The sequence below is a fragment of the Streptomyces liliiviolaceus genome (assembly GCF_018070025.1).
GTDB classification, from domain to species: Bacteria; Actinomycetota; Actinomycetes; order Streptomycetales; family Streptomycetaceae; genus Streptomyces; species Streptomyces liliiviolaceus.
Genome location: NZ_JAGPYQ010000002.1, coordinates 2,379,320 through 2,403,975, shown reverse-complemented (window position 1 = coordinate 2,403,975; position 24,656 = coordinate 2,379,320). Strand labels below are relative to the sequence as shown.

Here is a 24,656-nt window from a genome sequence, read left to right as displayed (position 1 = left end):
GGATCACCGGCCGCCCCGGACGTCAGCGATGTGCACCAACTCGCCCAGGGCGGTGGTGGTGTACCAGCCGCAGTTGATCAGTTCGTTGCGGCCGGCGTACCGCGGCAGCAGCGCGTCCTCCATGGCCCGCAGGTAGATCAGGCAGTCCGGGCAGCGGCGCGCGAGGTGTACGAGGTAGCGGGGATGGGCGGTCACGTAGGAGCGGGCGCCGCCGGTCGCATTCCGCAGCCTCCACCCGTTCTCGTCGGTCGGGGTGTGCCACGACGGGGCCACAAGACGCATCGCGTCGCCCCACAGTTCGTTGCCGGCCACCCCCTTGAGGACGACGACCGTGTCGCCGGCCCGGAAGTGGGCGTGGGTGATGTCCCGCTCGGGGGTGAGCGGGTCGGGAGTCGGCGCGAATGCCGAAGTGGGTGGGGTATCTGGCATGAGTTCCTTCCACGCAATCGGTGCCGGGGTGGGAGGAACAATGGTCCGCAGGAACGCCGGTTTGGCTAACCGGCGTTTCCCGGTTATAGTCCGCCGCGATCAGCGAAATGGGTTCTCCGTGCCATGGTCCGCCTCGGTGGTCGCATCGAGGAGTTCCAGCAGGTCAGTGCCTTCGGCATCACGCTGGTCGATCCACCATCCGGCCCGGGTGACGGTGCGGGCCTTCTCCTCCAGGTCCGCCCAGTCCGTCTCGCTCCAGGAGCCCTCGATGACGAGCACGGCGTGCGCGGCGCTCATCAACTGGTGGCGGGATCGCTCGCCCCAGTCCAGGGCACGCTCAGGCCCGTCGAGCGGCGGCATGTCGAACCGGGCGGCCCACTCGGCGGCGGCCTGCTGTTCCTCGGCGCGTTTGGCGGCTAGCCACTGCTCCTTGGACTGCGTATCGGCACCGCGGGTGCTCCTCCAGCAGTCCGTGCAGTCCTTGCCGGCGAGCCAGCGGGCGAATCCGGCCCGGCGGTCGGCGGGACGGCCGGACAGGTCATGCGTGACCTCGTGACCGCACGGGTGCTGGACAGTCCAGGAGGTGCGCACTGTCATGTGGTTGTTCCTGCTTTCTGTCTTCCGCGTCGTCTCAGCGTGTCCTGCGGATGGCGTCTGTGGCCGCCGCAGCGATGGCGGCGGGAGCGCTGGAGGGCCGGGGCAGGTGCAGCAAGGTGGTCCCCGGCAGGTGGCGGGACTTCGCGGTGAGGGTGAGCTGGAGTACGGCGCAGCCGGCGGTCGTGAGCCGCTTGACGCGGGTGACGGCTTGAGCGGTTTCGTCGCTGCCGTACCGGGCGTCGGTGACGATCACGAGGAGGCGGCCGGCGCCGGGGCGGCTGAGTTCGAGGCCGTGGTCGAGTGCGTCGATGGCGTCGCCGAGGTTGTGGTCGCCGCCGTTGGCGGCGAACAAGGTCACGCGCTTCGGTGCTCGGTGGGTGGGTCGGGTCAATGCGGTCAGGTGCATGTCATAGGCGATGGTGGCGGTACGGGAGTCGGGGTCGGTCAGGGCTGCTGCGCGTGCCACGATCCAGGCAGCGGACGCGACGGGCGCGGTGGCGGCACGCATGGAGCCGGAGACGTCGACGGCGATACCCACACGCAGCGGTGGGGTGGGGGAGTTCCGGCGGCGGGTGTGGGTGAACGGTTGTGCGGTGGGGACCGATCCGGCCGCGCGCTGAGCGTCGCGGGCGAGGGCCGCGCGCATGTTGAGGCGGCCGGGCGGGGTGGGGCTGGTGACTCGCTCCTCGGTCCGCTCGCGGTAGGCGGCGGCGCGCAGGGCGCGGCTCAGGCGCGCGGCGGCACTGTGCTCGGCGGCGGTGGGCCTGCGGGTGCCGGTGACCGGGTTGTCGTGGGGCGCCGGTGTGCCGTCGGGGGTGACGGTGGTGCCACGGGTGTTGAAGACCGACGTGGCGGTGGCGGCGGCTTTGCGTCGCTGGCCGGCCCGCTGGGCGCGGTCCTGTGCCTGCGCCTTGGACTGCGCGGCCACGGCGTTGGCCGCTGCGACCTGTGCCGCGAGGTCGGCGGCGTCGGTGGCGGCCGTGCTGTCCATGACGACCCCCACGGCGCCGGACAGCAGATCGGTGAGGTTCTCCGGCACGGGCAGGGCGGGGGCCGTGGTGTCCAGAGCCTCGCACCATTGTTGAGCGTGCGCGAGCATGGTCGTGGCGTCGTGGTCGGCGCACTGGTGGGCTGCGGTCCAGATGCGGGTGAGGGTGGCCAGCAGGTTGGCGCCCAGCACCTTTTCGCACAGATCGGCGACGGCCCGGGTCTCGCCGGCGTCCAGGATGCCGACGTCCCGGCGGCCGAGGACCAGGGCCGCCACGGCGGCGGCGTGCTCGATGCCCTGGAGGGTGGGGTGGGCGATGTCGGGCATGACCAGGGTCCGGGCACTGGTGCGCAGGTACGTGCGGTCCGTGGGCCGCGTGATCAGGTGTGCGCCTTCGACACGGCTCTCCTCCAGCAGGAGCGCGGCCTCGACGACACGGGGGTCCGCTCCGGCAGGCTGTGTCCAGACGGAGTGGGCCGCGTGCGCGGCCTCGTGGACGAACACGCCCCAGGCGGCGGGATACCGCTCCTCGTCGCCCACGATCCGCGGATGGATCTCGTGGGGCTGTAACGGGGCGAACAGGCGGGCGTCGAACTCGACCTCGCCCAGCGTGGGGAAGAACGCGGCCGGTGCGCCGCTGCGCGTGCCGGGGCGGCAGGTGACGAGGAGGTCCTGGCGGCCGGAGAGATCGACCAGCCGGTCGCCGAGTTCGGCTCCCACGCGCAGCCACGCGGCCGGGGAGGAACGGGGTTGCGCTGGCGGGGCGCCGTCGTCGTCCCAGCGCGCGAGGTCGGCGTCGTCGTCCGGCGTGGTGGCGGGGGACTGGACGTGGTGGTGGGCGCTCATCGCGCGTGGCCCCGGTGTGCGGAGCCGGTGCTGCCCGGGGGCTGCCGGGCGGCTGAGACGGGGAGCTGCTTGCCAAGGGTGAGGGGCGCGATCTTCTTGACGCCGGCAGCCTTGATGACGGCGGCGGCGACGGTGTCGCGATCCTCCACAGGAGCGATGCCTACCAGGTTCGCGAGCGCGGCGTTGGTGCCGAGGACGGCTTCGGTCTTCTGGTAGCTGAGCAGTTCCCGCAGTTGGGGGGCCCAGCCCAGCTCGCCGAGTTCGACCTGGTGGGCGAGGTTTCGGGCGACCCGAACCACCCGTGGATCGATCCTCAAGGCCAGGGCGAGGTCATAGTCCGTGCCGATCTGGATCTGCACGCTGAACCGGCTCGCGAGCGCCTCCGTCAGCACCGCGCCGTGGACGCCGGGATTGTGGCCCGCCACCACGTAGAAGCCCGGCTCGGCCTTGATGGTCTCGCCCTTGTGGGCCTTGACCTGGATCTGCCTGCGCCCGTCCATCGCGGGATACAGCGCCGCCAGGACCTTCGGTGAGATCAAGGTGGCATCGTCGATCAGCAGGGCGCGGCCCTCGGTCATCGCGGTGACCAGCGGACCGTACTGGAAGACGTAGCCTCCGCTGTCGGCTTGCGTGTACTCGCCGATCAAGTCGCCGACCGTGGTGTCACCGTCGCCGGCGACGGTGAGCAGGTCCTCGAACGCCGCCTCGACCAGACTCGTCTTGCCGGTGCCCGGAGGGCCGTAGAGCAGCACCGGCACGTCGGCGTCGCGCAGGCGATTCAGCGCCTCGACGTCGGGCAGATCGGCCAGCTCCCGGGGGTGGTAGAGCTGGCCCCCCGCGCGGCGGATCGGGCCGGTCTGCCTGGGCGTGGCTGCTGCGGTAATGGTCGTGCGGGCCGTGGCCGCCTGGGCGCGGGGAGAGTGGGTGCCCGGTGGGCTGATCACAGCGCTCTGCGCGGCTGCGGCGGTCTTCGCGTTCGCGCGGAACTCCGGTTGCCCGGTTCCGCCTTGGTCGGCCTCGCCGCGTAGCACCAGAGTGAGGGCGGCGTTACGGACGGCGCCGTGGGAGTGGCCCAGCTGCCTGGCCATCTCCCCGATGGTGAGCGTGTCCGCCGGCCGGTCGGCCAGCAGCCGGGCCACCTTGGCCCGTAGCTCGCCGGCCTTGGTGCGGGCTGAACTGGTGGGCGTTCCGGGCGTGGTCAAAGCGAGGGCCCCTTCAACAGGTGCGGGTGCGGGCGGGGTTGGCGATGCGCAGGAGAGGCTGGCCGCTCTCGGAGCGGATCACGGACTGTGCCGACATCAGCGACCGGCCCAACCGGGGCGTACCGTCGGCGCTCACCGGCCGGCCGAGGGCTCGGTCCCGGTGCAGGGGGTGGCCGGCGACGAGCAACTCGCCAGCTCCGTACCGGGTGCCGTCGCTCGGCAGGCGCAGCCTGGCGCCTCTTCGAAGCCGTCCTGGAGCAGGATCCGCCGCGCGGCGGCGTTGTAGCCGGTGGTGGTGACCTCGCCAGTGACGGAGTGCCGGATCGCCATGAACGGCTCTCCTGGTGCTTCGGGCAAGGCGGATCTCCTATCGGTGGTGGCGGGAAAGCGGTGCGGTGTTGGGTGAAGGCGAGGCGGGCCCGGAGCTTCCAGCACATCAACGCTGCGTGGCTGGACCGCGAACGGTGGGCACTGGCTGCCGACAGGCTCCAGGGCGGGCCCACCGCTCCGCAGCTACCTGACTCGCCCTTCCGCATGCTCTGATGGCCGGGTGTACCAACAACGGTCATGGGTGATCTTGTCGAAGTGCGCGTGCAACAGCGGGTGCTGGCGGGCTTGCCGACGTGCGGGTCCGGCACGGGTGGGCTGGGACAGCAAAGCCCGTGGTCAAGGGAGACGTGCGGGGGCGTGGCCAGGGGCTGGCGCCTTTGCCTGTGCCGCGCTCCTTTCAAGGGATACGGACCGGTTCTGTGCCGGGCGTCACCAGGACCGTGTGGCGTGCAGGTGGACGGTGGGGGCGTAAGCGGGCTTCGGCGGGAGCGCTCGCGCGGACGAGAGTTTGGCGGCGGGTTCTGTGCGTAGCTGAGGTGACATGCGGGCGGCGGCCTGAACCAGTCGGCCCCGGAGGTTCGTACGCGTCGGCCGGGGGCTGTCCTCAGAGGCGAGGTTGTAGTCGGTGTGTACCGCGTAGCCGAGGTGGCGCAGGTTGCGTGCGGCGCGCGCGGCCCTGCGCGAGCCGTCACGTTCGGGATCAGGGAGACGGAACAGACCCGGTGTGTCCGGTACGGGTTGGAACCGCTCCAGTGTCAGCAGCCAGTGGGCCAGCTGCGGGGGGATGGCGGGGTCGGTGGCTGCGGCGACGAGACCGTGCTGCGGGTGGGTGCCGATGGCGAAGTGTGAAGAGGTGGCCAAAGGGGAGGGTTCCTCGCGGTAGGGGGCAGCGGTGATGTGGTGGCCGTACGTGGTCGTGGTGAACCGGGTCAGGGCGACATGCTCGGCCGTTCACGGCTGTGCGCAGCGGTGGATGGGTAGTGCGCGTTCGAGGGTGTGCTTCAGGTCATGGCCCGGCGGGGCGACGGCGTCAGTGAGCTGCACCAGGCCGGAGATTTTCAGGGCTGGTTGGGGCGCTGTCGGCCGGTCCATCCAGGAGCTGGCCGGGTGATCGGGCGTGGCCTGTGGGAGAGGACGGCATCAGGTGGCGCGGAAGCGGTCAGCCGGCGGTCGACGACTGGCTACGCGGCCTCAGTGATGTGTTGCCGGTCCTTGGTGCGGGGCGCTGGGAGCGGGGCGTGGGGAGAGCCGGCGTGGGCTGGGGCCTGAGGGGGTGCCCGGGTTGCCGGGTTCTGCTGCTCGGGCCTGGCGTTCGAAGGGCTGGGTGTCGGTGAGCCAGGTTTGCATGGCCGGCAGGACGGCGATGCCGAGCTCGGTGCGGACGCGGCTCCACTCGTGGGCCGGCAGAGTCTGCGCAATCGACTGCAACTCGTCGCGCAGGTCGTTCCATTTGGTCCAGGCGTCCTGGCTGGTGGTGAGGGCGTCGCGCAGTCGTGTTAGTGCGGCGGAGTCCTCGGGCCAGGAGGTGGCGGATGGACGGCAGCGAGCGAGCAGGGGCGGCGCGTATTCCAGCACGTGGCGAAAGGAGAGCCATGCGTGGTCGGCGAAGTCCCTTTCCATGCCCTCGATCAGGCGCGAGCCGGAACCATGGGCAGGACCGGAGCCTTTGATGTCTTGGAGAGCCTGATGTTCGCGCCGAATACGGGTCAGCGCTGCCAGGACGGTTTCGAGGTTCCGGTTGTGCAGGGCGCGCTGCACGGCGGGCAGGAACGTGCGCACGACGGCTTGGGCGGCCAGGGCGGGATCGTCCGGCAGCACGATGCTGCGCGGCCTGGTGGGGTCATCGTGCGCGTGCTGCGTGTGGTCCGTGTCGTCTGCGAGGGCGCCGATGAGGTAGCCGTTGTGGTGGCCGGGGCGTTCGACCAGCAGCAGCTCGGTGCCGGCGTCGCTGGTCAGCACCGACGCGAAGGGGATGAGGTGGTCTTCCAGGGCCTGATGGATCTCCCCGGCTGACCACAGCCCGGTCCAGAGGTCCTGCTGCCACTCGGGATGGCTGTAGATCTGCAGTTCGGCACTCCAGGTGCCGGGCAGGCGGGCGGCGATCTCGGTGCCGATGTCGCCCAGGTACGGGCGGCTGCTCGTGGCGAGAGTGACACCGTGCTCGTGGGCGTGATGCACCAGAGCGCTGGCGGTGGCCCGAGCGGTTTGTGTATCGGCCAGGGGCGCGACGAATGCACCGTTGGGCAGTCGGCGCAGCCCGGCGTCGCGCAGGACGTCACCGGCCTTTCGGAACTCCTCGCCGTAGGTGGTGACGACGAGTCCCAGCGTGCGGCTGGTGCACAGGGTGATGACGGCGGAGGGGGTTGGCAGAGCGGGCTCCGGATGGTGAGAGGGAAGCAAGGTCAGCGACGGGCGGACGTGCGGGTGGCGGTGTCTGCGCCGTCGGGACGGGAAGTGACCGGTCCGGGCCCGCGAGAGGGCGTCAGAGCCCGGCTGATGGCGGAAGCGCTGAAGTCGCCGAGCGGGTCGGTCCCCCACGCAATGACGGGGCCGGACGTCCGGAACAGGGCGGGGATCACCTCGATGCCCTGCGGGCGCAGGACGTACCCCCACTCCAGGCCCTGGCCGGCAGCGGTCGCCTCGGTCACCGTCATCCGCGACGGTGGCGCACCATCCGCCGTGGTCAGGTGGTCCAGTGTGCGGCTGGGCCACTGCTCGCCGCCGGTCAGAGCGGCGATGGTCTGCGGCGGTGCGCCGTCGAGAAGGTCGGTGCCCAGCTCGTCCCAGCCGACGGCGACGTCGTCCACGAGATGGCGTGTCATCGCCTCCAGGTCACGGCCGAAGCGGTACTGGTAGACGGCCAGCAGCAGAGGCAGCTTCGCGCCTGGCTGGCCGTCGAAATGTACATAGATGCCGGTGTACCCGGTGAGGGTGGGGCGGGCGAGGAAGGAGTGCGTCGACAACGGCAGAGTCTCCGGGGCTGGTTCTACCGGCCTGGGGCCGGTCCGGCGGGCGGGGTACTGGGCGGTGTCGGGGGAAGGTTGGAGGCGGCCCGCTTCTTTGCCGGGGGCGGCGGTGGAGCCGGGTCGTACTCGGCACGCAGGAGTGCCAGGTCCGCTGCGTCGGCGAGGCCCAGCACGGACAGGCTGCGGCTGGCCGCCTCCATCAGCATCTTGGGCGGGGTCCCCGGCTCGGCGTTGCGGTGGCGGTCGTCCCAGCGGGCGATGGCCGCCAGGATGTCGCTGACCGCGTGCAGGGCTGGCTGCGCGGCGTCCAGGAGGTGCTGGGTGATGGCGCTGGCGTGGGCAGTCGTGGTCGCTGCGGCGAGGGCGGCGAGGTAGGGGGCCGGGTCCGGTGCCGGCATCGGCTCGCTGGGCAGCGGGTGCTCGGTGAGGAAGGCTTCGGCGTCGCGTTTGGCCCAGCGCAACAGGTCATCGTGGGTGGCGATGCCGAGCCGTGCGGCGGCGATCTGCTCGGCGTCACGGCCGACGTTGTCGTACAGCTCGAAGTCGGGGTTGCGTATGACGGGCTCCAGGGTTCAGTGGGGCGGACGGGACGAAGGCCGCCGTGTGCGGGCAGCGCCGGAAGCGGGCTGCGCGGCACCGGGAGGACCTTCGACGGACACGCTCACGGGCGGTCTCGTCACACCGTTGAGGTGGACGTGAAGTCCCCTGCGTCCCGTGCCGGTGGTGGGATGAAGCGACGTGGGGGCAGGGCATTGTCCGGATCGGGCAGGAGGGTGAAGGACGTCGGCCAGTCGTCGAGGCGGCGCACAGCGCGGCACGACGAGTGTGTCTACGCGCGGTTCGACCAGGACCCGGCCGGGGGACCGGCGGCGTCGGTGCGGGCGCAGGTGTAACCGATCAGCCGGGAGGGTGCGGCCTTCGCGGGGACGGTGGCGGCGTCGTTGCACACGAACGTGTACGTGATGGAGGTGCGGGGCAGGTCGTGGAGCCAGGCCCGTTCGTCCTCGCCAGGGTTGAGCTGCAGACCGGAGTGCGCGACGGTGTCGGTCTGGGTGTGCGTGTGGGAAAAGAGGACCAGCGCGCCGCCGTCGGTGGTCTTGAGGGCGTAGGCGTCCGTGTGCCGGTTGGCGGCGCCGGCGAAGACGGTGGTGGCCTGGTTCCCGTAGCGGGTGCCGGTCTTGTCGTGGACTTTGATCTGCCGCTTGCTCGCCTTGGTCGGGGCGAGGGTCTTCTTCCCGGTGCGCGTGCCTCCGGTGGCGAAGTTGTCGAGCACCGCGGTGCGCAGCACATCGGCGTCGGCTGCCAGCTGCTTGTTGCCGTCGGCGGGAACGGCCGTGGCGTATCCGTTGTGGTCGAGGGCGATGTCCGGCAGTTCGTGGCTGTCGAGGTCGACGACGGAGACCATCTCCCAGCGCTGGTGCCGGGGATGTTCGGCGAACACTCCGAGACGCGAGGGTGCCTTGCCCTTCTGGCCCGAGAGCGCGGCGGCGAACCAGCGGTCCTGTCCCGCCTTCAGACGGGGGATGTACAGCGTGGCGTTCGCCGCGTCGTAGGACCACGGCTTGTACGGGGTGCGGTCCGCCGCGGGAAGTCCTTCGGTCTCGGTGTAGTCCGAGACAGACATCGCGTACAGCGGTCCGTCCTCGACTGTGCCGAGCAGGCGCCGGTTGCGGTCGGTGTTGGCCTTGTTGTTGGTCTTCGAGTAGCGGCTGATGGCGTCGCGGGCCTGAGTGGCGGTGAGGGCGGGAGCGGGCCTGGGGGCCGCGCTGGCGCTGGGCGTCTGCCGGGAGGGAGAGGTGCCGTCTTCGCTGGTGCAGCCGGTGAGGACAAGGGCGAGGCAGGCGGCGCCGGAGAACAGAGGCAGGGCGGGGCGAGTGATGCGGATGATGGCTCCAAGGGTCTGCGGGAAGGGGGGGGCGGATCAGCGGGTACGGCCGGCCGAGGGGCTGGACGTCGGTGCCGCCGGCGGACGATGGGTGCTGGTGGCGGGCATCGAGCGGCGCAGGTTCACGCCGATGCCCTTGGCCGTGAGTTCCTGGACCACGCCGTGGACGAGAAGGGCGCGAGTGCTGTCCCCGTAGGCGGCGGGCAGGAGGAACGCCGCCCGGTGCAGGTGGTGCTGGAAGCGGTGGGCGTACAGCGTCGTGCGGGCATCCCCGGCACGCTCTCGTACGGTGCGCCGAGTGCTCCGTCGCTGTACAAGGTCAGGGTGAGGACCTGGTCGACCTGCGGCGGGCCGGCCCGGTGCAAAGGTTCGGGCTGGGCCGCTGCGTTGGTGAGTGCTTGTCGCAGGGCCTGCTGGTAGCGGGGCATGTATTCCTGGAGCGAAGCGGTGGTCCGGCGTCAGCGCCTGTGCTGCTGCGCCGGCGGGGGGAGGGGCGGCGAACTGGCCGCAGCGGAGGGAAGCTGTGATGCGGGCCCGGGTGGGGTTAGCGCGCGCATCCGGTCCTCGGCCGCGTCCAGGGCGTGTGCGAGGTTGCGGATCTCGGCGACGGCGTCGGCGAGTTCGTAGGACAGGTCGAAGCCGTCGTTTTCTTCGGCTTCCTTGGCTTTTTCTTCGGCGGCTTCGAAGAAGTCGCCGAGCTGCGCCAGCAGGCCGTTGGTGGGTTCCAGGATCTGGTGCAGCAGGGCAGCGGCGTCCGCATACGACTGGGCTGCGTTGAGTTGGTCGGTGAGAGCACGTAGTGCGTCGCCGTAGGTGTAGACCGGGGCGCGGTCAGCGTCGGTGCCGTCAGGGACGGTGGGCAGGCGGGGCGCCGGAGTGGGGGGACGGCGGGTGCAGGGCGTCGGCAGGTGCAAGGGGAGGCGGCAGCAGCCCGAGCTGTGCGAGGTGATGGTCGATCGCCGCGATCAGGGGCGGGACGCTGCCGCCGTTGCGGGCCTCGGGCCGGTGCACGGCACGGGGGTCGTCAGTGGGAGCTGAGTCATAGAACACGACGAACGAAGACTGGTCGTCGAGTGGTTCGTGGAGTGCGATCCAGCCTTCTGGGTCTCCCGGTGTACGATCGGAAGAGGGCTCCTGCGGCGGGCTGACGATCAGGTGACTGTCGTCGGGGAGCTGCACACGCACGATGTAGGCGCTGAGGCCGAACTCGATGTCGCACTTCAGCCCGCGCTCTCGCAGCGGCGTGGTGATGTGTGCGTGCTGACGCCACAGTTCCTGCCACAACGCGGTGTTCACATGGCGATGGTCGGGCAGCGGTGCGAGCGGAGCGGCGTGGCGCGCGTCTGGAGTGCCCTGTTCGTCAACGGCCATGGTTCCTGCCTGTGGGAGAAGGCCGACGATCCGTGCGGTTGGGCAGTCGGCGCGTGGTGTCCGCTTCCGGCTTCGGTTCCGGACGGAAGCCGAGTTCGGCGTTGTCGTGGGTGGCGCTCTGCTCGTGGTCCATCCGGGGTTGGTGATCGACGCTCTGTGACATGGGTTCGTCCTGATCGGCCTGGCACCGCTGGTGTTCGAACGGGCCGCTGTCGCTGAGGTGGGCGAGGTGGTTCACCGGGCTCCTCCAGGAGGGTCGGATCAGCGGCTGTGACCCTTGGGCCCGGGCGGTGGCGGCACGGGCCTGTCGCTGAGGGCAGGTGCGGAGAAGAAGCGGTGGAGCTGGAGGTGCTCGTGCAATGTCTGGGCCGCGTCGCGGAGGGACTGTGAGGTGCGCAGCAGGTAGTTGCGCGCCGTGGCGTGATCGATGACCATCTCGTTCTTCAGGTAATGCTGGTCCGTTGGGTCGGGCAGTCTCCGCAGGGTGAGGACGGCGTGTGCTGTCTGGGCGAAGTGCGGCACTGCATGGGCCGACAGGAAGCTCGCTGTCGAAAGATGGGCCAAGGTGTCGCGGCCGGCGGGGTTCGCGATGTGGGGTCTCGCGGCGAAGTCGGTCGTGGCCTTAAGAACGTCGCGGGACAGTTCCTGCGCGTCGGTGACGTGCTGGAACAACTCGGTGAAGGAGAGGGCAGCCGGCACACGGCCACTTCTGTCCAGGAGTTGCCACTGCTCGGTCTTGCTGGCGAATGTTTCTTTCATCGCGCTGAACTCGTCGATCAGGCGCAGGACGTCCTCGCGCGGTATCAGTTCGCGGTGGTAGCTGGGATTCAAGGGTCTCTTTCGGTTTGTCTGTGGGCCGCTGTCCGTGTTCAGGGGCGGCTCGCTGGGAGCGGGCTGCAGGCCGGGTGGCAGGGAGTGCGCGGGACTGGCGGCGACGTCCGCCGAATCTGCGACCTGTCCGCAATGGCCATCTGGCCTTGGGCTCATGGGAATCAGGGGCGCGGAAGGCGTGAACTCCCGGACCTTTGTTTGTAGGGCCGCGGGTTTGTCCCTCACTTCTCGTAGGAGCTGCGAACCCTTGCCAGCTCCTCCGGGGTGTCCGATGGCAAGGACGAGTTTTGAAGTTCCCTCATCCACAGTGAAGTTCAGTCGGTAGCATCGACATGACGGCACTCTCGGTGAAGGGAGTGGTCGATGAACCTGGCCGTGGTCCGCAACCTCTCGTCCGCGCGCGCCCTGCGAACGCCGCGTGATGTAGAGGACTTCGAGCAGGAAATCGTCGACCAGTACGCCATCGCCATGGCCGCTGCGAACCTCTCGGACAGCCACATCGGCAACGCACGCGCCGTGATCTTCGAGTTCGCGCGTTTCCTCAACGGGCCCATATGGACCGCGTCTTGCGACGACGGAGACCGGTTCCTTGCTCAGCAGCGCCTCGCCGGACACGCTCACAGCACCCGCGCGGGCAAGGCCGGACTGCTCGCCTACTTCTACGACTTCGTGATCAGGCGCTACCAGGGTGATGTCCACGCCTTGACCGGCTGCGTCGTCGAGCAGCCGATCGATGAGTACAACCGTCCGCGCAGCCCGCTCTATGCGGACGTGAGAGTGCCGCCCTCCGAGACGGAGATGGATCTGCTCTTCGGTCAGTGGCGCACGTCGATCACCGAGGCCCGCAAGTACCTGCCTGCAGCCCGGGACTACTTCGCGGCGTCCCTGTGGCGTCGACTCGGCTTGAGGATCAACGAGTCGGTGATGCTCGACATCCGGGACTGGCGCCCAGATCTGGGTGCCTTCGGGAAACTGCACGTGCGACACGGCAAGGGCAGCCGGGGCCGCGGCCCCAAGCCCCGCCTGATCCCCGCGATCAATGGCGCGGACCGACTGATCGACTGGTGGCTCGGCGACGTCCGGCACCAGTTCGGCAGCGACTGGTCCAACCCGGACGCACCCCTGCTGCCCAGCGAGCGGCGCGACCCTGACTTCGGCGGCTGCCTGCGTGTCACCGCAGACCCGCTGCGCAAGAGCCTGGCCGCGGCGACGAACACGTGGCTGCCCGCCTGGACCGGTCGCATTACCCCGCATGTGCTGCGCCACTACTGCGCCTCGTCGCTGTACGCCGAGGGCATGGACCTCAAGGCACTGCAGGAGCTGCTCGGTCACGAGTGGCTCTCGACCACGACCCGTTACATCCACGTCCACAGCGAGCACATCGAACGGGCGTGGACCGAGGCCAACCAGCGGCTGGAAGCCCGCTTCGAGGAGGCGTGACACCGTGCAGTGGAACCTGCGCATGAAGGCTGCCGAGCGCGGCATCTGGAAGTCGACCGAGATGCGGCGCCTGCTCGCCGAGGCCGGCGTGGAGATCAGCGCGGGCAAGATGTCCCAGCTCTGGACCGGCACCCCCAACATCGTCCGCCTGGACGAGCTGGACGTGATCTGCGCCATCCTGGACTGTGAACCATCGGACCTGCTGATCCGCGAACCGAACAAAGTGGCCGAGCGCCGGCCGGACCGACAGCAGGCCGCCTCCGCCTCTTCCGCGTCCCCGGTCGTCGCGCCTCGTTTTGGCAACAGGCGATCCGAGCCACCGCTATGAGCGTCACACCGCCACCACCCAAGTGCCCTGCCTGCAGGGTCAATCGAGCCGCCTGGACGAACCCGCGCGTCGACTTCTGCTACGCATGCCTGCCCGGCGGGCCGTTCACCCCGCCGCCATGTCGAACCTGCGGAACCCGCGAGTCCTACTTCAGTCAGGGCCGGTGCGAACGCTGCCACCCCGGAGCCCCGCTCTACCTGGGCGCGTGCCACGGCTGCCTGGCCTGGGGCGTCTACCGTCGTCACAGCTGGCTGTGCTGGACCTGCCGCTGGTGGCACGGCCACTATCCGGTCGGAATCTGCGCCTTCTGCACGCGGGAGACCTACATCAACGGCTCCGGAGCCTGCCGCCTGTGCTGGGAAAACGCCCGGCGCGTCCAGGAGCCCGGCCACGCCATCAACCTCACCGAAGCCAACCAGCACGGGCAGCAACTGTTCCTCGCCAACCTGCAGTACGACACCACCGGCGCCCGCCGGCGCCGCATCGCCCGCGAGCGGCACCATCGCCGACTGCAGCCGCCGTCCGCGCCCTTGGCCCTTGCCAACCACCGTCAGCCGCTGCTGTTCCGCATGCCGCCGGGCAAAGGAGCGATCAAGAAGCGCGCCCTGACACAGGACTCGCCGCTGCTGCGGCACTGCGATCAGACGCTGCGCGAGCACGCCCTGCGGCACGGCTGGAGCAAGCGGCTGGTGAACGGCGTCGCCCACACCCTCAAACTCCTCGATGCCCTCCAGGACACCCCGAGTTCCAAGATCCGTAGCAGTGACGTCCTGGCAGCCATCCGCTACGGCGCCACCGCGATCTCGACCCTGGAAGTCCTCGACACCGTCGGTCTCCTCGAAGACGACCGCGCCCTGGCCGTCGAGCGCTACTTCGCCCAGCACAGCGCGGACTTGCCCGCCGCCATGACCAACCAGCTCCAGCTGTGGTTCGACACCATGCTCCAGGGCCGCAGCACGGCGCCCAGGCGTCGAGCCCGGAACGTGGAAACGATCCACATCCACATCGTCGGCATGGCGCCGATCTGGCGTGCGTGGGCCCAGCAAGGCCACGAGTCGTTCGCCGAGATCACGGCCGAAGACGTCACCCGGGAGCTGCCGGCCAAGGGCTCGAACCGGATCTTCGCCGAACAGGGACTGCGTTCCCTGTTCACCGTGCTCAAGGCCCACCGACAGGTGTTCAGCAACCCGATGCGCGGGATGAAGGCCACCCGACCCAATGTCACCGTCCCGCTCCCACTCGACACCCAGAAGATCCGAGACGCGCTGAACTCGCCGGACCCGACGTGCGCTCTCGCCGTCGCCCTGGTGGCCTTCCACGCACTGAACGGACGGGAGCTGCAGAAGCTGGAATTGACCGACATCGTCGACGGCCGTCTTCGGCTCGGGCCTCGCATCATTCCGCTCGCAGTCCCCGTCAGAGCCCGGCTGGCCGCATACCTTGACCACCGCGCACGCAAGTGGCCGCAGACGATCAACCCGCACCTGTTCGTCAACAACAAGACCCAGGCCCGGACCAAGCCAGTCAGCAAGCAGTTCCCCTGGCGCATGCTGAACATCACCGCGCAGTCCCTGCGCGACGACCGCATTCTCCAGGAGATCTATGCCACCGGCGGCGACGTACGCCGCCTCTGCGACTTCTTCGACATCGGAATCGACGCCGCTCTGCGATACCGGAGCGTCTTGGATGACCCCAAACCGATAGCTACGACCGAGCACGACTCGGGAACCCACGACCCCACGTAGACTCATCGCTGCAGCTCCCTGGTACGCATCGGAATTGGGAATCCTTCAGTTGGGGTGAACCCACTGGGTTTTCAGTGCATGCGGGCGTCGGTGTCGAAGAGCGCCAGTTCGCGGGGGTGGAGGAGGTGTTGGACGATGAAGGAGCGTCCGGCGACCTTCCACAGGCCGCGTCCGCGGTTGAGGTGGGCGATGGCCTCGGTTTCGACGGTGGTCAGGCCCAGCAGCGAGGCGGCGGCGTGGAGTTGGTCGGATTCCTGGCGGTAGATGATCCGGGTGGAGCAGTCGGCGAGGAGTCCTTCGGCCAGGGCCCGGCCCTGGGAGCCGGCGTCGCCGGCGGTGAGCAGGTCGGACAGCCGGTGGATGACCATGAGGTTGGCGATGCCCAGGCCGCGGCTGAGTTTCCACTGGGCCTGCATGCGCTGGAGCAGGCCGACGTGGCGCATCAGGCGCCATGCCTCGTCGTAGACGATCCAGCGTCGGCCGCCGTGGGGGTCGGTGAGGGCGGATTCCATCCAGGCGGAGGCGCAGGTCATGGCGAGGACGAGGGCGGTGTCGTCGCCGGATCCGCCGAGTTGGGACAGGTCGATGGTCAGCATCGGCGCGTCGGGGTCGAAGCGGACGGTGGAGGGGGCGTCGAACATGCCGGCCAGGTCGCCGTGGACGAGGCGGCGCATGGCGTGGGCGAGGTCGCGGGCGGCTTCGCCCAGCCGGCCGGACATCGTCCCGGCCGCTTCGTCGAGCTGGGCGGGACGGTTGAGGGCGGTGGTGACGTCGCCAAGGAGCGGCGGACGGCTGGAGGCGCGGGCTTGGGCGACCGCGATGTCCAGGGCGATGTCGAGTGCGGTGTGCTCCATCGGCATCAGGTCCCGGCCGAGTACGGTGCGGGCCAGTGAACCGAGCAGGAGCAGGCGCCGCTTGCGGATCTCGCCTTCCCACTCGGTTTCGCTGGCGGAGGCGGGCTGCGGGGCTGCGTCCAGTGGGTTGAGCCGGCCGGGCAGCCTGGGGCCGAGGGCGACGGAGGTGCCGCCCAGGGCGTCGGCGACGGGGGTCCATTCGCCTTTCGGGTCGCAGGGGACGTAGATGCGGTAGCCGAAGGCGACCGAGCGCAGCGCGAAGCTCTTGGCGAGCGCGGACTTGCCCTGGCCGATGATGCCGGCCAGGAGCAGGTTGGGGTTGGTGAAGCCCTCGACTCTGCCGTACAGGGCGAAGGGGTCGAAGACGAAGGAGGCTTCGGCGTGCATGTCGCGGCCGATGTAGACGCCGTCGGCGCCCAGGCCGCCTTCGGCGAGGAAGGGGTATGCCCCTGCGGCGACGGCGGTGGTCATCCGGTGTGCGGGCAGTTTGAGCCGGTTGCCCAGGGCTGAGGCGGGGCCGGGGCGCCCGCCGGCCGGGTAGAGCGGTGTGGGCATCGTGTGCTCGGTGGGAAGGGCGTCGGCGAGGTGGGTCGTGGTGTCGGCGCGGGCTGCGGCGGCTGCGGCCAGTTGACGGCGGGCGGCTTTTCGGTCGGCGCGGCCGGTGCCGTGCGGGGTGAACAGAGGGCTGGCGAAGGCGCGGCGGGCGGACCGGTTGTTCACTTACAGCCCTCGTTTCGGCGGGTGGCGTTCATCGCACGCAGTGGGTGGTGTGCGGACGCTGAAGGTCGGTGGGGGTGGTCGTGCGGCGGACGATGTGTCCGGTACTCAGTTGCCGTTGGCAGATGGTCAGCAAGGGCGGTCCCTCGGGCAGCCGGCCGGCGCGGCACCCGGAGTCCGCGGCAGCGGCAGGCAGGAGGTGGAAGGCGGCGTGGATGGCGGTCATGGCCTGCCACAGCCGGGTGTGGGCCTCGGCCAGGTGCCGGCCTGCTCCGGGGAGCGGGGGGCGGGTGGCTTGGGCGAGGTGGTCCAGGAGGCGGTGCAATTCGGCGAGGTGGGCGTGGAGGATGTCGAGGTGGGACCGGTCTGCCGGTGCGGGCGGTGATGAGCGGTTAAGGGCGCGGGTGTGGTGGCGGACGCCGGCGCTGGCGGCCCGGAGGTAGGGGTGTGCGTCGTCGCGGCGTTCAGGTGAGGTCAATGGGGGCGGAAGTCCTTTCTGCCACCGGCGGGAGCGGGGTTCAGAGGGTGGTGCGGGCCAGGGGGAGTGCGGCGGCGGTGAAGGCGTCGGGCTGCTGGTAGGTGAGACGGCGCAGGTCGACACCGGCGGTGGCGGCGGCGGTCTCGATCTGTGCGCAGGCGGCGTCCAGGAGGGCGTCGGTGGTCGCGGTGACGGTGACCAGGCCGGTCAGTGCCACGTCGGCGTGGCCGGCGATGAGCTGCCGCTCGCGGGCCTTGACGTCGGCGTATTCCGCGGAGTCTTCCTCGCTGTCGACCTGGCCGCGGCGTGTGCGTTCGTTGGCGTCGGAGATGATGGCGGCTTTCTTGCGCTGGATGTCGCGCAGCGCGGACTCCAGAGCCTGGGGCACGTAGATGAGGGAGAGGCTGCGGCGTACTCCGGCGGTGAACATCAGGCCGTGGAGGAATCCGGCGCCCATCTCGATGCGCGGCCAGTTCTCCACCCAGTACGTGGTGTGGCGGGCGGTGTCGGTGGTGAGCCGGTCGTCCTCCTCGATCTGGACGACGGGCCCGGCGGCAGCCGCGTCTGCTTCGGCGCGTCCCGTGTCGGACCACTGCTGCAGGGCGCCGAGCGCCTTCGGGTCGTAGGCGGTGCGGATGACGGCGGCGATCTCGGCAGCGCTGAGCCAGCCGGTCACCATCAGACCGGCGTTGCGGGCGGCCTGGGCGATCGAGGTGGTGGTCTGCTGCATGACGGTGAAGGCACCGGGGAGCCCGCCGCCAGCTTGGCCAATGAGGCGTTTGGCGGCCTTCAGGTCGAGGGCGATGGCGAGGTAGGTCTCGTGCGGGGCGGCAGCCGGACCGGCGGACGCCACCAGGTCGGCATAGACCTCTGCGGCGAGGGGCGCATGAGGTCGGCCATGCCGGGTCCAGTGCCGGGTGAGGGTGTCACCGGAGTCAGGGACGGTGCGTTCCAGGACCTGCACGGCGGCGACGTGCCCGGTGCGGGCGATACCGGCCAGGGCCCGGCCCCAGCCGGTGACGCTGTGGTTCTGCGTCGTGGGGTCCAGGAGGGCGAAGGCACGGGAGGTGACACGGGCGACGGCGGTGAGGGTCTGGTGGTGCGGGTCGTGGACGGCGGCGGCACCGTTCGCGGAGTCGCCGGGCGTGACGACCGTCAGGGAAGCGGCGCTGCCGGGCAGGTGCAGGAGCCCGTCCCGCCGGGGCCGGGTGACCGGACGGGCCAGCCACAGGGTCTGTCCGGTGCCGCGGCGCCAGGTGTGACGTACGACGACGGGGGCCCAGTCGATCAGGGACCGGCCGTTGCGGCGGACGGCGACCAGGGCGCCGGCCACCGTCCACAGGGGGGTGAGGACGAAGACGCCGAGCAGTCCGGTGGAGACGACGGTCACCAGCAGCAAGGCCAGCGTGGCGGCGACGAGGAGGAGTTGAGGCAGGGTGAGGCCGAGGAGGATGCCCCGCCGGGAGCGGTGAGGGAACCTCACCGTCACCGGAGCCGTGGTCAGTTCGGGCACGAGCGGTCCTGGTGGGCTTGAGGTCCGGGGACGGGAGGAGAGTTCACCTCCCGTCCTCGGGGAGTGGGCAGGTGGTCAGGGGCCGGTCGGTGAAGCCGGCGGAGAACTCGGCCCGCTCGGCGGGGCGCCGGCCTGTATCCCCGGTGACGGCGCCGCGCCCTGCGGCGGCGGGGTGGTGGTCGGCGGAGCCGACTGCGAGACAGCGTGGTGGGCGGCTACGGCGCTGCTGTCGGGCGTGTTCGTAGTCGAGGTGCCGCCTGCCTGGGTGCTGGTGCCGTCGGTGGCCTGGGGCGTCGGAGGCTGGAGGCTCTGTTCGAGACCGGACGCGGTCCCGGCCGTGCCAGAGCCTGCGTTCTCCGTGCTGTCCTGGTCGTGGCCGGACGAGTGGGGTGCGATGTCGCCGGGGAATCCGCCCACTTCAGGTGCCGAGTCCGGTCCTTGCGGGGCGGCGCCTGCCGCTGCAGCGCCGCCGGTGGCTGTCATCGCGGCGGCCTTGCGGCCGGCCCGTTCGGCGTGCTGTCGCACGACCTGGGCGCCGGCGCCACCGGCCCGGTGCAGCGACTCGCCGTCGGATCCTTCGGCGGCCCAGTGCACGAACTTGAACGTCGCGTACGGGCACAACAGGACCAGCACCATGATCACGATGCCTGCGAGGATGTCGGCGAGGGCGCCCAGACCGTCCTTGGTCTCGGTTCTGCCCATGGCGGCGATCCCGAGCACGAAGATGATCGTCATCAGCAGTTTGGACACGACAAGGGTGACGGTGGCCTCGATCCAGCCCTTGCGCCAGCGGCGGGCGGCCTCCCAGCCGCCGCCGGCTCCGGCGAAGACGGCCAGGGTCACCATGACGAGGATGCCCACCTTGCGGACCATCATCACGCACCAGTACAGGACGGCCCCCAGGGCTGCTCCCAGGGCGGCGAGAACGGACACCATCCATCCCAGGTGGCTGATCGACAGCAGCGCACTGACCTTGAGGATGCGGCGGACCGCGGAGGCGACGTCGGTGTTCGCCGCTTGGAGCAGGCCCGCAGACAGGGCGTCAACTACTTCGAGGGCGATCGTCGTGCAGGGGATGGCGGCGAACGCGAAGAGCACACCGGACGCGGTGCCGGTGAACGCCTGGGTGAGGGACTGTCCGTCGCGCCGGAATGCGGCGCGCACGAGCTGTGCGCAGAAGGTGCCCACCAGGATGATCAGGCCGATCGGCAGGAGTGTCTCGTAGTTGTCGCGAAACCATGGGGCGTTGAGGTTGACGGTTGTGGTGGAGTCGACGGCCTTGGCCGCCAAGTCGACGGCTGTGGCGGCGAGTTCACCGGCGCTCTTCGCTAGCCAGTTGCCGATCGCCTCGCCCGGGTCGGTGACGAAGTCGGCTGCGTCGCCGACCGAGCAGACCGCTCCGGCGAGGGGGAGGTCACAAAAGCCCATGCAACAGCGTCCTTTCGCTCACGGTGCGACGGTCGGGGCGATGGCCACCAGCGAGCAGTCGGCCGATGGCCGGCACTGCACGGCGAGGGTGAGCGAGCGTTCCTCCGTACCGCCGGCCTCGGCCCTCTTCCACGCGAGGGTCACCTTGCCGGTGACGGTCACGGCGTAGATGTACGCCTTCGTGATCTGGGAGGGGTTTTCGGCGAGGGCCTGCCGGAACGCGGCCGGGTAGTGCCCCTCGACGATCGCGGCCGTGGAACGCTGCTCCTGGTCGGCCATCCGCGACCACAACGTCGGATCCGGCACCTGGGCCAGGACCGACGTCCAGTCTCCGTAGGCGTCCTCGCCCGTCATCCACGCCTGCATGCCGGCGAGCTGCTGGCTGCGGCTGGTGGTACGGGTGTCGTAGGACCAGAGCATGGCGGCGGCGGCCTTGGCGAAGGCCACCGGATCGGAGGTGCGCGGCGGGTCGGCCACTTCACCGCCACGGACTGCCGAATCTGCCGTGGCGGACAGGGAGGCAGCACCCGAGGGAGTGGCCGAGGCGCCGGCCGTCGCGGGAGGCTGGTCGCTGCGGGCAGTGAGGAGGGCGATCACCAGGGCAAGGGCGAGCAGGCAGGCCAGCCCTGCTGCGGCCCAGGTGATGCGGCGCTTGGCCGGCTGGCCGGATGCGTAGGAGGAGAGTCGTTTCCACATCAGCGGACCTGCGATCCCAGGGCGCTGAAGAAGGCGACGATGCCGTTGGCGGCACCGAGCCCGAGCGCGGCGCCGGCCGCGACGACTGCACCCTTCTTGCCGTTGGCCTCGGCCTGGTGGCCACCGCTGTGATGGCCCCAGGCCCAGACACCGAGGGAGACGGCGAGGGCACCGACGACGGCGATGATGCCGAACAGGTTGATGCTGTTGACGACGCTCTTCAGGACAGCCAGGCCCGGCAGGCCGCCACCCTTGGGGGAGATGCCCGGGTCGTAGGCGAGCTGGAGGAGACGGTCGGGAATCGATGCCACGAGTGAGTGGTGCTCCTTGTATACGCGGGCCGGCACTACCGGCGAACGGGACAGCGGGAAGGAAGAGGGCACGGGTGGGCGGGCGGAGCCGTGAGGAAGTGCGGGCCTCAGGTGACGCGGCGGACAGCCAGGACGTCCCAGTCCTTGACCGCGGTGATGCGCACCGGCTTGCCGGTGCGGGGCGCCTCGATGACCAGGCCCTTGCCGAGGTACATGCCGACGTGCTCGGGACGGTCCGCGCTCCTGCGGCTGAAGAGCAGGTCACCGGCCTTGATTGCCTTGGGCGAGACGGCCGTGCCCTCGCGGACCTGGGTGTATGTCGTGCGGGTGAGGGGGACGCCGGCGTGGGCGTACGCCTGCTGGATCAGCGAACTGCAGTCGCAGCGGCCCATCGGGTCGGGCCCGCGCGGCGCGGTGCAACTGCCGCCCCACTGATACATCGTGCCGAGCTGGTGCATCGCCCAGACAATCGCCTTGCGAGCCCGCGGGCCGGTGTCTGCCGGGATCGCGTACCCGTCCGGGACGGTGCCCTCGGGGATCGTTGTGAAGGACGACCCGTCCTCAGCCCCCTCGCAGCCTGCCTGAGCGGTCAGCTCCTCGTTCCCCTTGTTGGTCTGGTTGCTGTTGTAATCGGGCAGGGAAGCTGCGATGGCCTTCTGCAGCGCGGTTGCCAGCAGTTCCCACTGCGCGTACGCATCCGGATAGGCGGACCGCTGCACGCTCTGGGCGGCCTGGGCAAGGGGCATCTGCTGCCAGCCGTTGACCTTGAGCAACGCCTTGTAGAACTGCTGGGAGGCGTGGACCGGGTCGCGGATCTGTTCGGCGGTGCCCCAGTTCTGGCTGGGCCGCTGCTGAAACAGGCCCAGGGAATCACGGTCACCGTAGGCGAGGTTGCGCAGCCGGCTCTCCTGCAGGGCGGTGGCCAGGGCGATGATCCGGCCGCGGCCGGGAACGTCGAGGCTGATACCGGTGGCGACAATGGTCTGCGCATGGGGGATCTGCTCGGCAGGCAGGTCCAGCCCCGCGACACGGACAGCGGAGGCGTCCGCGCCGTCGAGGATCCGGGCGACCTGCTCAGTGACGTGTGCAGTGTCCATGTCGGAGAGACAGTCCAGGGCGGAAGAGTGGGCCGCTTCACTGGAGGTTGCCACCACCAGGGCGGTGCCGGCCAGGAGGAGCGGCGAGAGGAAGACGGCGGCGACGCCGGCGGCGAGCGCCTTCACCCGGTGCGGGGCACTCGCCGGCCACCGGCGTCGGGCAGAGGGCGGATCGGGTAACGCATCGTCATGAACGGATTCCCTTCGGGTAAGTGCCCGGCCGCCGTGGGCAGCGACGGGCAAAATCACGGCGGCCGGGGCGACAAGAGCGTCGACCGGCAGGCGCGTTGGCAGCGGATCTGAACATGTCTGTGCAGGGGAAAACCCCGCACAGGAAAAGAGCAGGACCGCTCGGCAGAGGCATGCGCCGGGCGGTTCCAAAACCGTAGAGGCGAATTGGCGGCTCACCAAAAAGTCGGCCGTGAGGTGCCGGTAATCGGCACCTCACGGCCGACTTTTTGGTCGTCGGCGCAATCGCCCCTACCGTTTTATCGCCGTCTTCGCCACCCGCGGTTCTGCAGCCCCGGGCATTCCTATGCCGTTTTCCGGGGCTAGCGGCGCCCTACGGGAGCGACTTCCTTTCCGTGCTCTCTCTACCCGAATCGGGGCTTCTCTTTGCCTTTTTCCCTGCACCACGGCGACGCGCTGAGCGTCCTGTCCGGCCTGCCGGACGACTGCGTCGATTCGGTGATCACCGACCCGCCGTACAACTCCGGTGGGCGGACCGCGCAGGAGCGCACCAGCCGCAGCGCGAAGCAGAAGTACACCTCCGCCGACGCCAAGCACACCCTGGCCGACTTCACCGGCGAGAACATGGACCAGCGCAGCTACGGCTTCTGGCTGACGCAGATCATGACCGAAGCCCACCGGCTCACCAAGGTCGGCGGGACGGCGTTGCTGTTCACCGACTGGCGCCAGCTTCCGGTCACCACGGACGCGATCCAGGCGGCCGGCTGGCTGTGGCGTGGCGTGCTGGCCTGGCACAAGCCCACGGCCCGTCCCCAGAAGGGCCGCTTCACCCAGAACTGCGAGTTCGTGGTCTGGGCGTCCAACGGCGCGATCGACGCCGCCCGCAACCCGGTCTACCTGCCCGGCCTCTACAGCGCTTCGCAGCCGTCGGGGGGCCAGCGCCGGCACATCACACAGAAGCCCGTCGAGGTGATGCGCGAGCTGGTCAAGATCTGCCCCGACGCAGGCACCGTCCTGGACTTCTGCGCCGGCTCGGGTTCCACCGGCGTCGCCGCTCTGGTGGAGGGCCGCGACTTCATCGGGGTGGAGAAGACCAAGCACTACGCGTCCGTCGCGGCCGACCGGCTCACCGAAACGGTCCGACAGACCCTCACCCAGGACGACATGACCCTCGTCACCTGACGGCCACTCCCAGGCCATTGGGAATGGAGGGTCGCTCAGCGGCACCTTCCTGTACGTCCTTATTTTCATGCCTTGTAGGAGGTTGGTTCTTTCATGTCTGACCCTGTGGAACCCTTATCCGAGGGGGAGATGGAACCGGTCCGGGTCCCGGATGCGCAGCTGGAGGGAATCGAGGCCAGTGTCCGGCGGCTGATGGAGCGGTCGGCGCAGCAGACACCGCAGCTCGACCACCTGGCTTCTGAGCCGCCCCTGCCGGCTTCCGGCGGATCGCCGTTCGCGGCGTTCGGCATGCCTGCCTTCAACGGCCCGTCTCCGACAGTGCCACCGGAGCCCCGCCCGATTCTGGAGCTGGAGGGCGAGGAGTACGAGGACGAAATCGACGCCCTCAGCGACTGGGTCGATGACTTCCTGCTCCCGGTCTACGGAGCGGAGGTCACTACGGCGGCGCCCTGGTGCCTGAGCTGGCAGGAGCACGACGACGTCGTGGCCTGGCTCCACGCTCTGTGGCTGGCCTACCAGCAGCACAAGGATCCGGAGGCGGGTCTGTCCGGGCTGTTGGTGTGGCACCGGGACTTCCTCACCCACGCCATCGCGGCGATCCGCGCACCCGGCGGTCCGCTGTCGGCGTGCATGACCTCCCCGGACCGCCCGGCGCACCGGATCCTGCCCGGCCCGCCGCCCTCGACCCGCTCGACCAAGCCGGCGGAACCCGAGCCGGCCGCGTCCGGTGAAACGCCCGAGCCGGTCTCATGAGCCAGGGGCAGCAGAAGTCGGCCTTCGGCCTGAGCTTCGACCCCCGCGCCCTGACCGACCTGCTCCAGGCCCCCAGCGATATCCGCGACCTCACCCTGGCCCAGTTACAGGACATCGTGAACGCCAGACACTTCGGCCTGCGTCTCACTGGTGATCTGGAGGGCTACCGCAAGCTGGTCGTGGACTCCCGCAGACAGTGGCGCGTCGTCTACGGCCTGCGCTTCGCGCCGGAGGGAGCCCTGCACCAGCGGGAGGTCCATGTCGTCGCTGTCCGGCCACGGGCGGACAACGACGTCTACGACGAGGTCGGACGCCGCCTGGGCATGGCCCGGCGACCGCTGAGCGCCCGTACCCATGCCGCACGCTCTCGCTCACCGCAACTCATCACACGTGCCCCTGATTATCGGCCACCGCTGCCTTCCGCGATGCCTGGCCTGCCCCGACCTGCCCAGAGCCCGGCATACCGTCCCGCCCACTGAT

General features: G+C 70.0%; 27 protein-coding genes. 6 read left to right on the top strand and 21 right to left on the bottom strand.

Going from position 1 to position 24,656, the window contains the following annotated elements:
• Positions 1 to 3: 3 nt before the first annotated feature.
• The 14 genes from J8N05_RS45800 to J8N05_RS45745 all read right to left on the bottom strand — a co-directional run bounded on the left by J8N05_RS45800 (position 4) and on the right by J8N05_RS45745 (position 11,445).
• The gene (locus J8N05_RS45800) at positions 4 to 429 is read right to left on the bottom strand and encodes a hypothetical protein (protein ID WP_210893876.1); all 426 of its coding nucleotides are present in this window, start codon (positions 427 to 429) and stop codon (positions 4 to 6) included.
• A gap of 99 nt (positions 430 to 528) precedes the next feature.
• Positions 529 to 1,026 (bottom strand): hypothetical protein, encoded by a 498-nt coding sequence (locus J8N05_RS45795; protein ID WP_210893874.1) that lies wholly within the window; start codon positions 1,024 to 1,026, stop codon positions 529 to 531.
• 34 nt (positions 1,027 to 1,060) lie between these two features.
• Entirely contained in the window at positions 1,061 to 2,860 is a 1,800-nt protein-coding gene (locus J8N05_RS45790) for a vWA domain-containing protein (protein WP_210893872.1), read from the bottom strand.
• Complete coding sequence (locus J8N05_RS45785; RefSeq protein WP_210894406.1) at positions 2,857 to 3,999, bottom strand: AAA family ATPase; 1,143 nt, start codon at positions 3,997 to 3,999, stop codon at positions 2,857 to 2,859. The genes J8N05_RS45790 and J8N05_RS45785 overlap by 4 nt, the downstream gene beginning before the upstream one ends.
• 195 nt (positions 4,000 to 4,194) lie before the next feature.
• Positions 4,195 to 4,392: a hypothetical protein gene (locus tag J8N05_RS45780; RefSeq protein ID WP_210894404.1), complete on the bottom strand. Its 198-nt coding sequence runs from the start codon at positions 4,390 to 4,392 to the stop codon at positions 4,195 to 4,197.
• Positions 4,393 to 4,821: 429 nt separating this feature from the next.
• Positions 4,822 to 5,253, bottom strand: a complete 432-nt coding sequence (locus J8N05_RS45775) for a hypothetical protein (RefSeq protein ID WP_210893870.1) — start codon at positions 5,251 to 5,253, stop codon at positions 4,822 to 4,824.
• 330 nt (positions 5,254 to 5,583) lie between these two features.
• Positions 5,584 to 6,792, bottom strand: a complete 1,209-nt coding sequence (locus J8N05_RS45770) for a hypothetical protein (RefSeq protein WP_247706973.1) — start codon at positions 6,790 to 6,792, stop codon at positions 5,584 to 5,586.
• 2 nt (positions 6,793 to 6,794) lie between these two features.
• Positions 6,795 to 7,355 carry a hypothetical protein gene (locus J8N05_RS45765; protein ID WP_247706972.1) on the bottom strand — a complete coding sequence of 187 codons (561 nt, stop codon included), beginning with the start codon at positions 7,353 to 7,355 and terminating at the stop codon, positions 6,795 to 6,797.
• A 23-nt stretch (positions 7,356 to 7,378) separates the two neighbouring features.
• Positions 7,379 to 7,819, bottom strand: a complete 441-nt coding sequence (locus tag J8N05_RS45760; protein ID WP_247706971.1) for a hypothetical protein — start codon at positions 7,817 to 7,819, stop codon at positions 7,379 to 7,381.
• A 368-nt stretch (positions 7,820 to 8,187) separates the two neighbouring features.
• Complete coding sequence (locus J8N05_RS45755; protein WP_210893868.1) at positions 8,188 to 8,982, bottom strand: hypothetical protein; 795 nt, start codon at positions 8,980 to 8,982, stop codon at positions 8,188 to 8,190.
• Between the two features lie 297 nt (positions 8,983 to 9,279).
• The gene (locus J8N05_RS48030; protein WP_282108206.1) at positions 9,280 to 9,402 is read right to left on the bottom strand and encodes a hypothetical protein; all 123 of its coding nucleotides are present in this window, start codon (positions 9,400 to 9,402) and stop codon (positions 9,280 to 9,282) included.
• Between the two features lie 299 nt (positions 9,403 to 9,701).
• Positions 9,702 to 10,157 carry a hypothetical protein gene (locus J8N05_RS47790; RefSeq protein ID WP_247706970.1) on the bottom strand — a complete coding sequence of 152 codons (456 nt, stop codon included), beginning with the start codon at positions 10,155 to 10,157 and terminating at the stop codon, positions 9,702 to 9,704.
• The gene (locus J8N05_RS47785; RefSeq protein WP_247706969.1) at positions 10,090 to 10,614 is read right to left on the bottom strand and encodes a hypothetical protein; all 525 of its coding nucleotides are present in this window, start codon (positions 10,612 to 10,614) and stop codon (positions 10,090 to 10,092) included. Before J8N05_RS47785 ends, J8N05_RS47790 begins: the two co-directional genes overlap by 68 nt.
• A 261-nt stretch (positions 10,615 to 10,875) precedes the next feature.
• The gene (locus tag J8N05_RS45745; RefSeq protein WP_210893866.1) at positions 10,876 to 11,445 is read right to left on the bottom strand and encodes a hypothetical protein; all 570 of its coding nucleotides are present in this window, start codon (positions 11,443 to 11,445) and stop codon (positions 10,876 to 10,878) included.
• A 363-nt stretch (positions 11,446 to 11,808) separates the two neighbouring features.
• Between J8N05_RS45745 and J8N05_RS45740 the strand changes: the two genes are divergently transcribed.
• Genes J8N05_RS45740 through J8N05_RS45730 form a run of 3 tightly spaced genes read left to right on the top strand, consistent with a single transcriptional unit; the run spans position 11,809 to position 14,958 of the window.
• The gene (locus J8N05_RS45740; protein ID WP_210893864.1) at positions 11,809 to 12,885 is read left to right on the top strand and encodes a tyrosine-type recombinase/integrase; all 1,077 of its coding nucleotides are present in this window, start codon (positions 11,809 to 11,811) and stop codon (positions 12,883 to 12,885) included.
• Positions 12,886 to 12,889: 4 nt separating this feature from the next.
• Entirely contained in the window at positions 12,890 to 13,213 is a 324-nt protein-coding gene (locus J8N05_RS45735; protein WP_210893862.1) for a helix-turn-helix domain-containing protein, read from the top strand.
• A complete protein-coding gene (locus J8N05_RS45730) occupies positions 13,210 to 14,958 on the top strand; it encodes a site-specific integrase (protein ID WP_210893860.1) in 1,749 nt (582 codons plus the stop codon). The genes J8N05_RS45735 and J8N05_RS45730 overlap by 4 nt, the downstream gene beginning before the upstream one ends.
• Before the next feature lie 71 nt (positions 14,959 to 15,029).
• Here J8N05_RS45730 and J8N05_RS45725 read toward each other — a convergent pair whose 3' ends face one another.
• The 7 genes from J8N05_RS45725 to J8N05_RS45695 form a co-directional block, all read right to left on the bottom strand.
• Positions 15,030 to 16,532, bottom strand: coding sequence for an ATP-binding protein (locus J8N05_RS45725; protein ID WP_210893858.1), 1,503 nt, complete (start codon positions 16,530 to 16,532; stop codon positions 15,030 to 15,032).
• A 28-nt stretch (positions 16,533 to 16,560) separates the two neighbouring features.
• A complete protein-coding gene (locus J8N05_RS45720; RefSeq protein ID WP_210893856.1) occupies positions 16,561 to 17,007 on the bottom strand; it encodes a DUF6238 family protein in 447 nt (148 codons plus the stop codon).
• A 40-nt stretch (positions 17,008 to 17,047) separates the two neighbouring features.
• Positions 17,048 to 18,520, bottom strand: coding sequence for an SCO6880 family protein (locus J8N05_RS45715; RefSeq protein ID WP_210893853.1), 1,473 nt, complete (start codon positions 18,518 to 18,520; stop codon positions 17,048 to 17,050).
• 75 nt (positions 18,521 to 18,595) lie between these two features.
• Positions 18,596 to 19,948 (bottom strand): SCO6881 family protein, encoded by a 1,353-nt coding sequence (locus J8N05_RS45710; protein WP_210893852.1) that lies wholly within the window; start codon positions 19,946 to 19,948, stop codon positions 18,596 to 18,598.
• Positions 19,949 to 19,966: 18 nt separating this feature from the next.
• The gene (locus tag J8N05_RS45705; RefSeq protein WP_210893850.1) at positions 19,967 to 20,644 is read right to left on the bottom strand and encodes a hypothetical protein; all 678 of its coding nucleotides are present in this window, start codon (positions 20,642 to 20,644) and stop codon (positions 19,967 to 19,969) included.
• Positions 20,644 to 20,955, bottom strand: coding sequence for a DUF6112 family protein (locus J8N05_RS45700; protein WP_210893848.1), 312 nt, complete (start codon positions 20,953 to 20,955; stop codon positions 20,644 to 20,646). Before J8N05_RS45700 ends, J8N05_RS45705 begins: the two co-directional genes overlap by 1 nt.
• 107 nt (positions 20,956 to 21,062) lie before the next feature.
• A complete protein-coding gene (locus tag J8N05_RS45695; protein WP_210893846.1) occupies positions 21,063 to 22,178 on the bottom strand; it encodes a C40 family peptidase in 1,116 nt (371 codons plus the stop codon).
• Positions 22,179 to 22,667: 489 nt separating this feature from the next.
• Between J8N05_RS45695 and J8N05_RS45690 the strand changes: the two genes are divergently transcribed.
• The 3 genes from J8N05_RS45690 (at position 22,668) to J8N05_RS45680 (ending at position 24,655) form a co-directional block, all read left to right on the top strand.
• On the top strand, positions 22,668 to 23,423 hold the full coding sequence (locus tag J8N05_RS45690) for a DNA-methyltransferase (RefSeq protein WP_210893844.1): 756 nt from the start codon (positions 22,668 to 22,670) through the stop codon (positions 23,421 to 23,423).
• A 192-nt stretch (positions 23,424 to 23,615) separates the two neighbouring features.
• Positions 23,616 to 24,176: a DUF4913 domain-containing protein gene (locus tag J8N05_RS45685; protein WP_247707030.1), complete on the top strand. Its 561-nt coding sequence runs from the start codon at positions 23,616 to 23,618 to the stop codon at positions 24,174 to 24,176.
• Positions 24,173 to 24,655 carry a hypothetical protein gene (locus tag J8N05_RS45680; protein WP_210893841.1) on the top strand — a complete coding sequence of 161 codons (483 nt, stop codon included), beginning with the start codon at positions 24,173 to 24,175 and terminating at the stop codon, positions 24,653 to 24,655. The genes J8N05_RS45685 and J8N05_RS45680 overlap by 4 nt, the downstream gene beginning before the upstream one ends.
• Position 24,656: the final 1 nt, after the last annotated feature.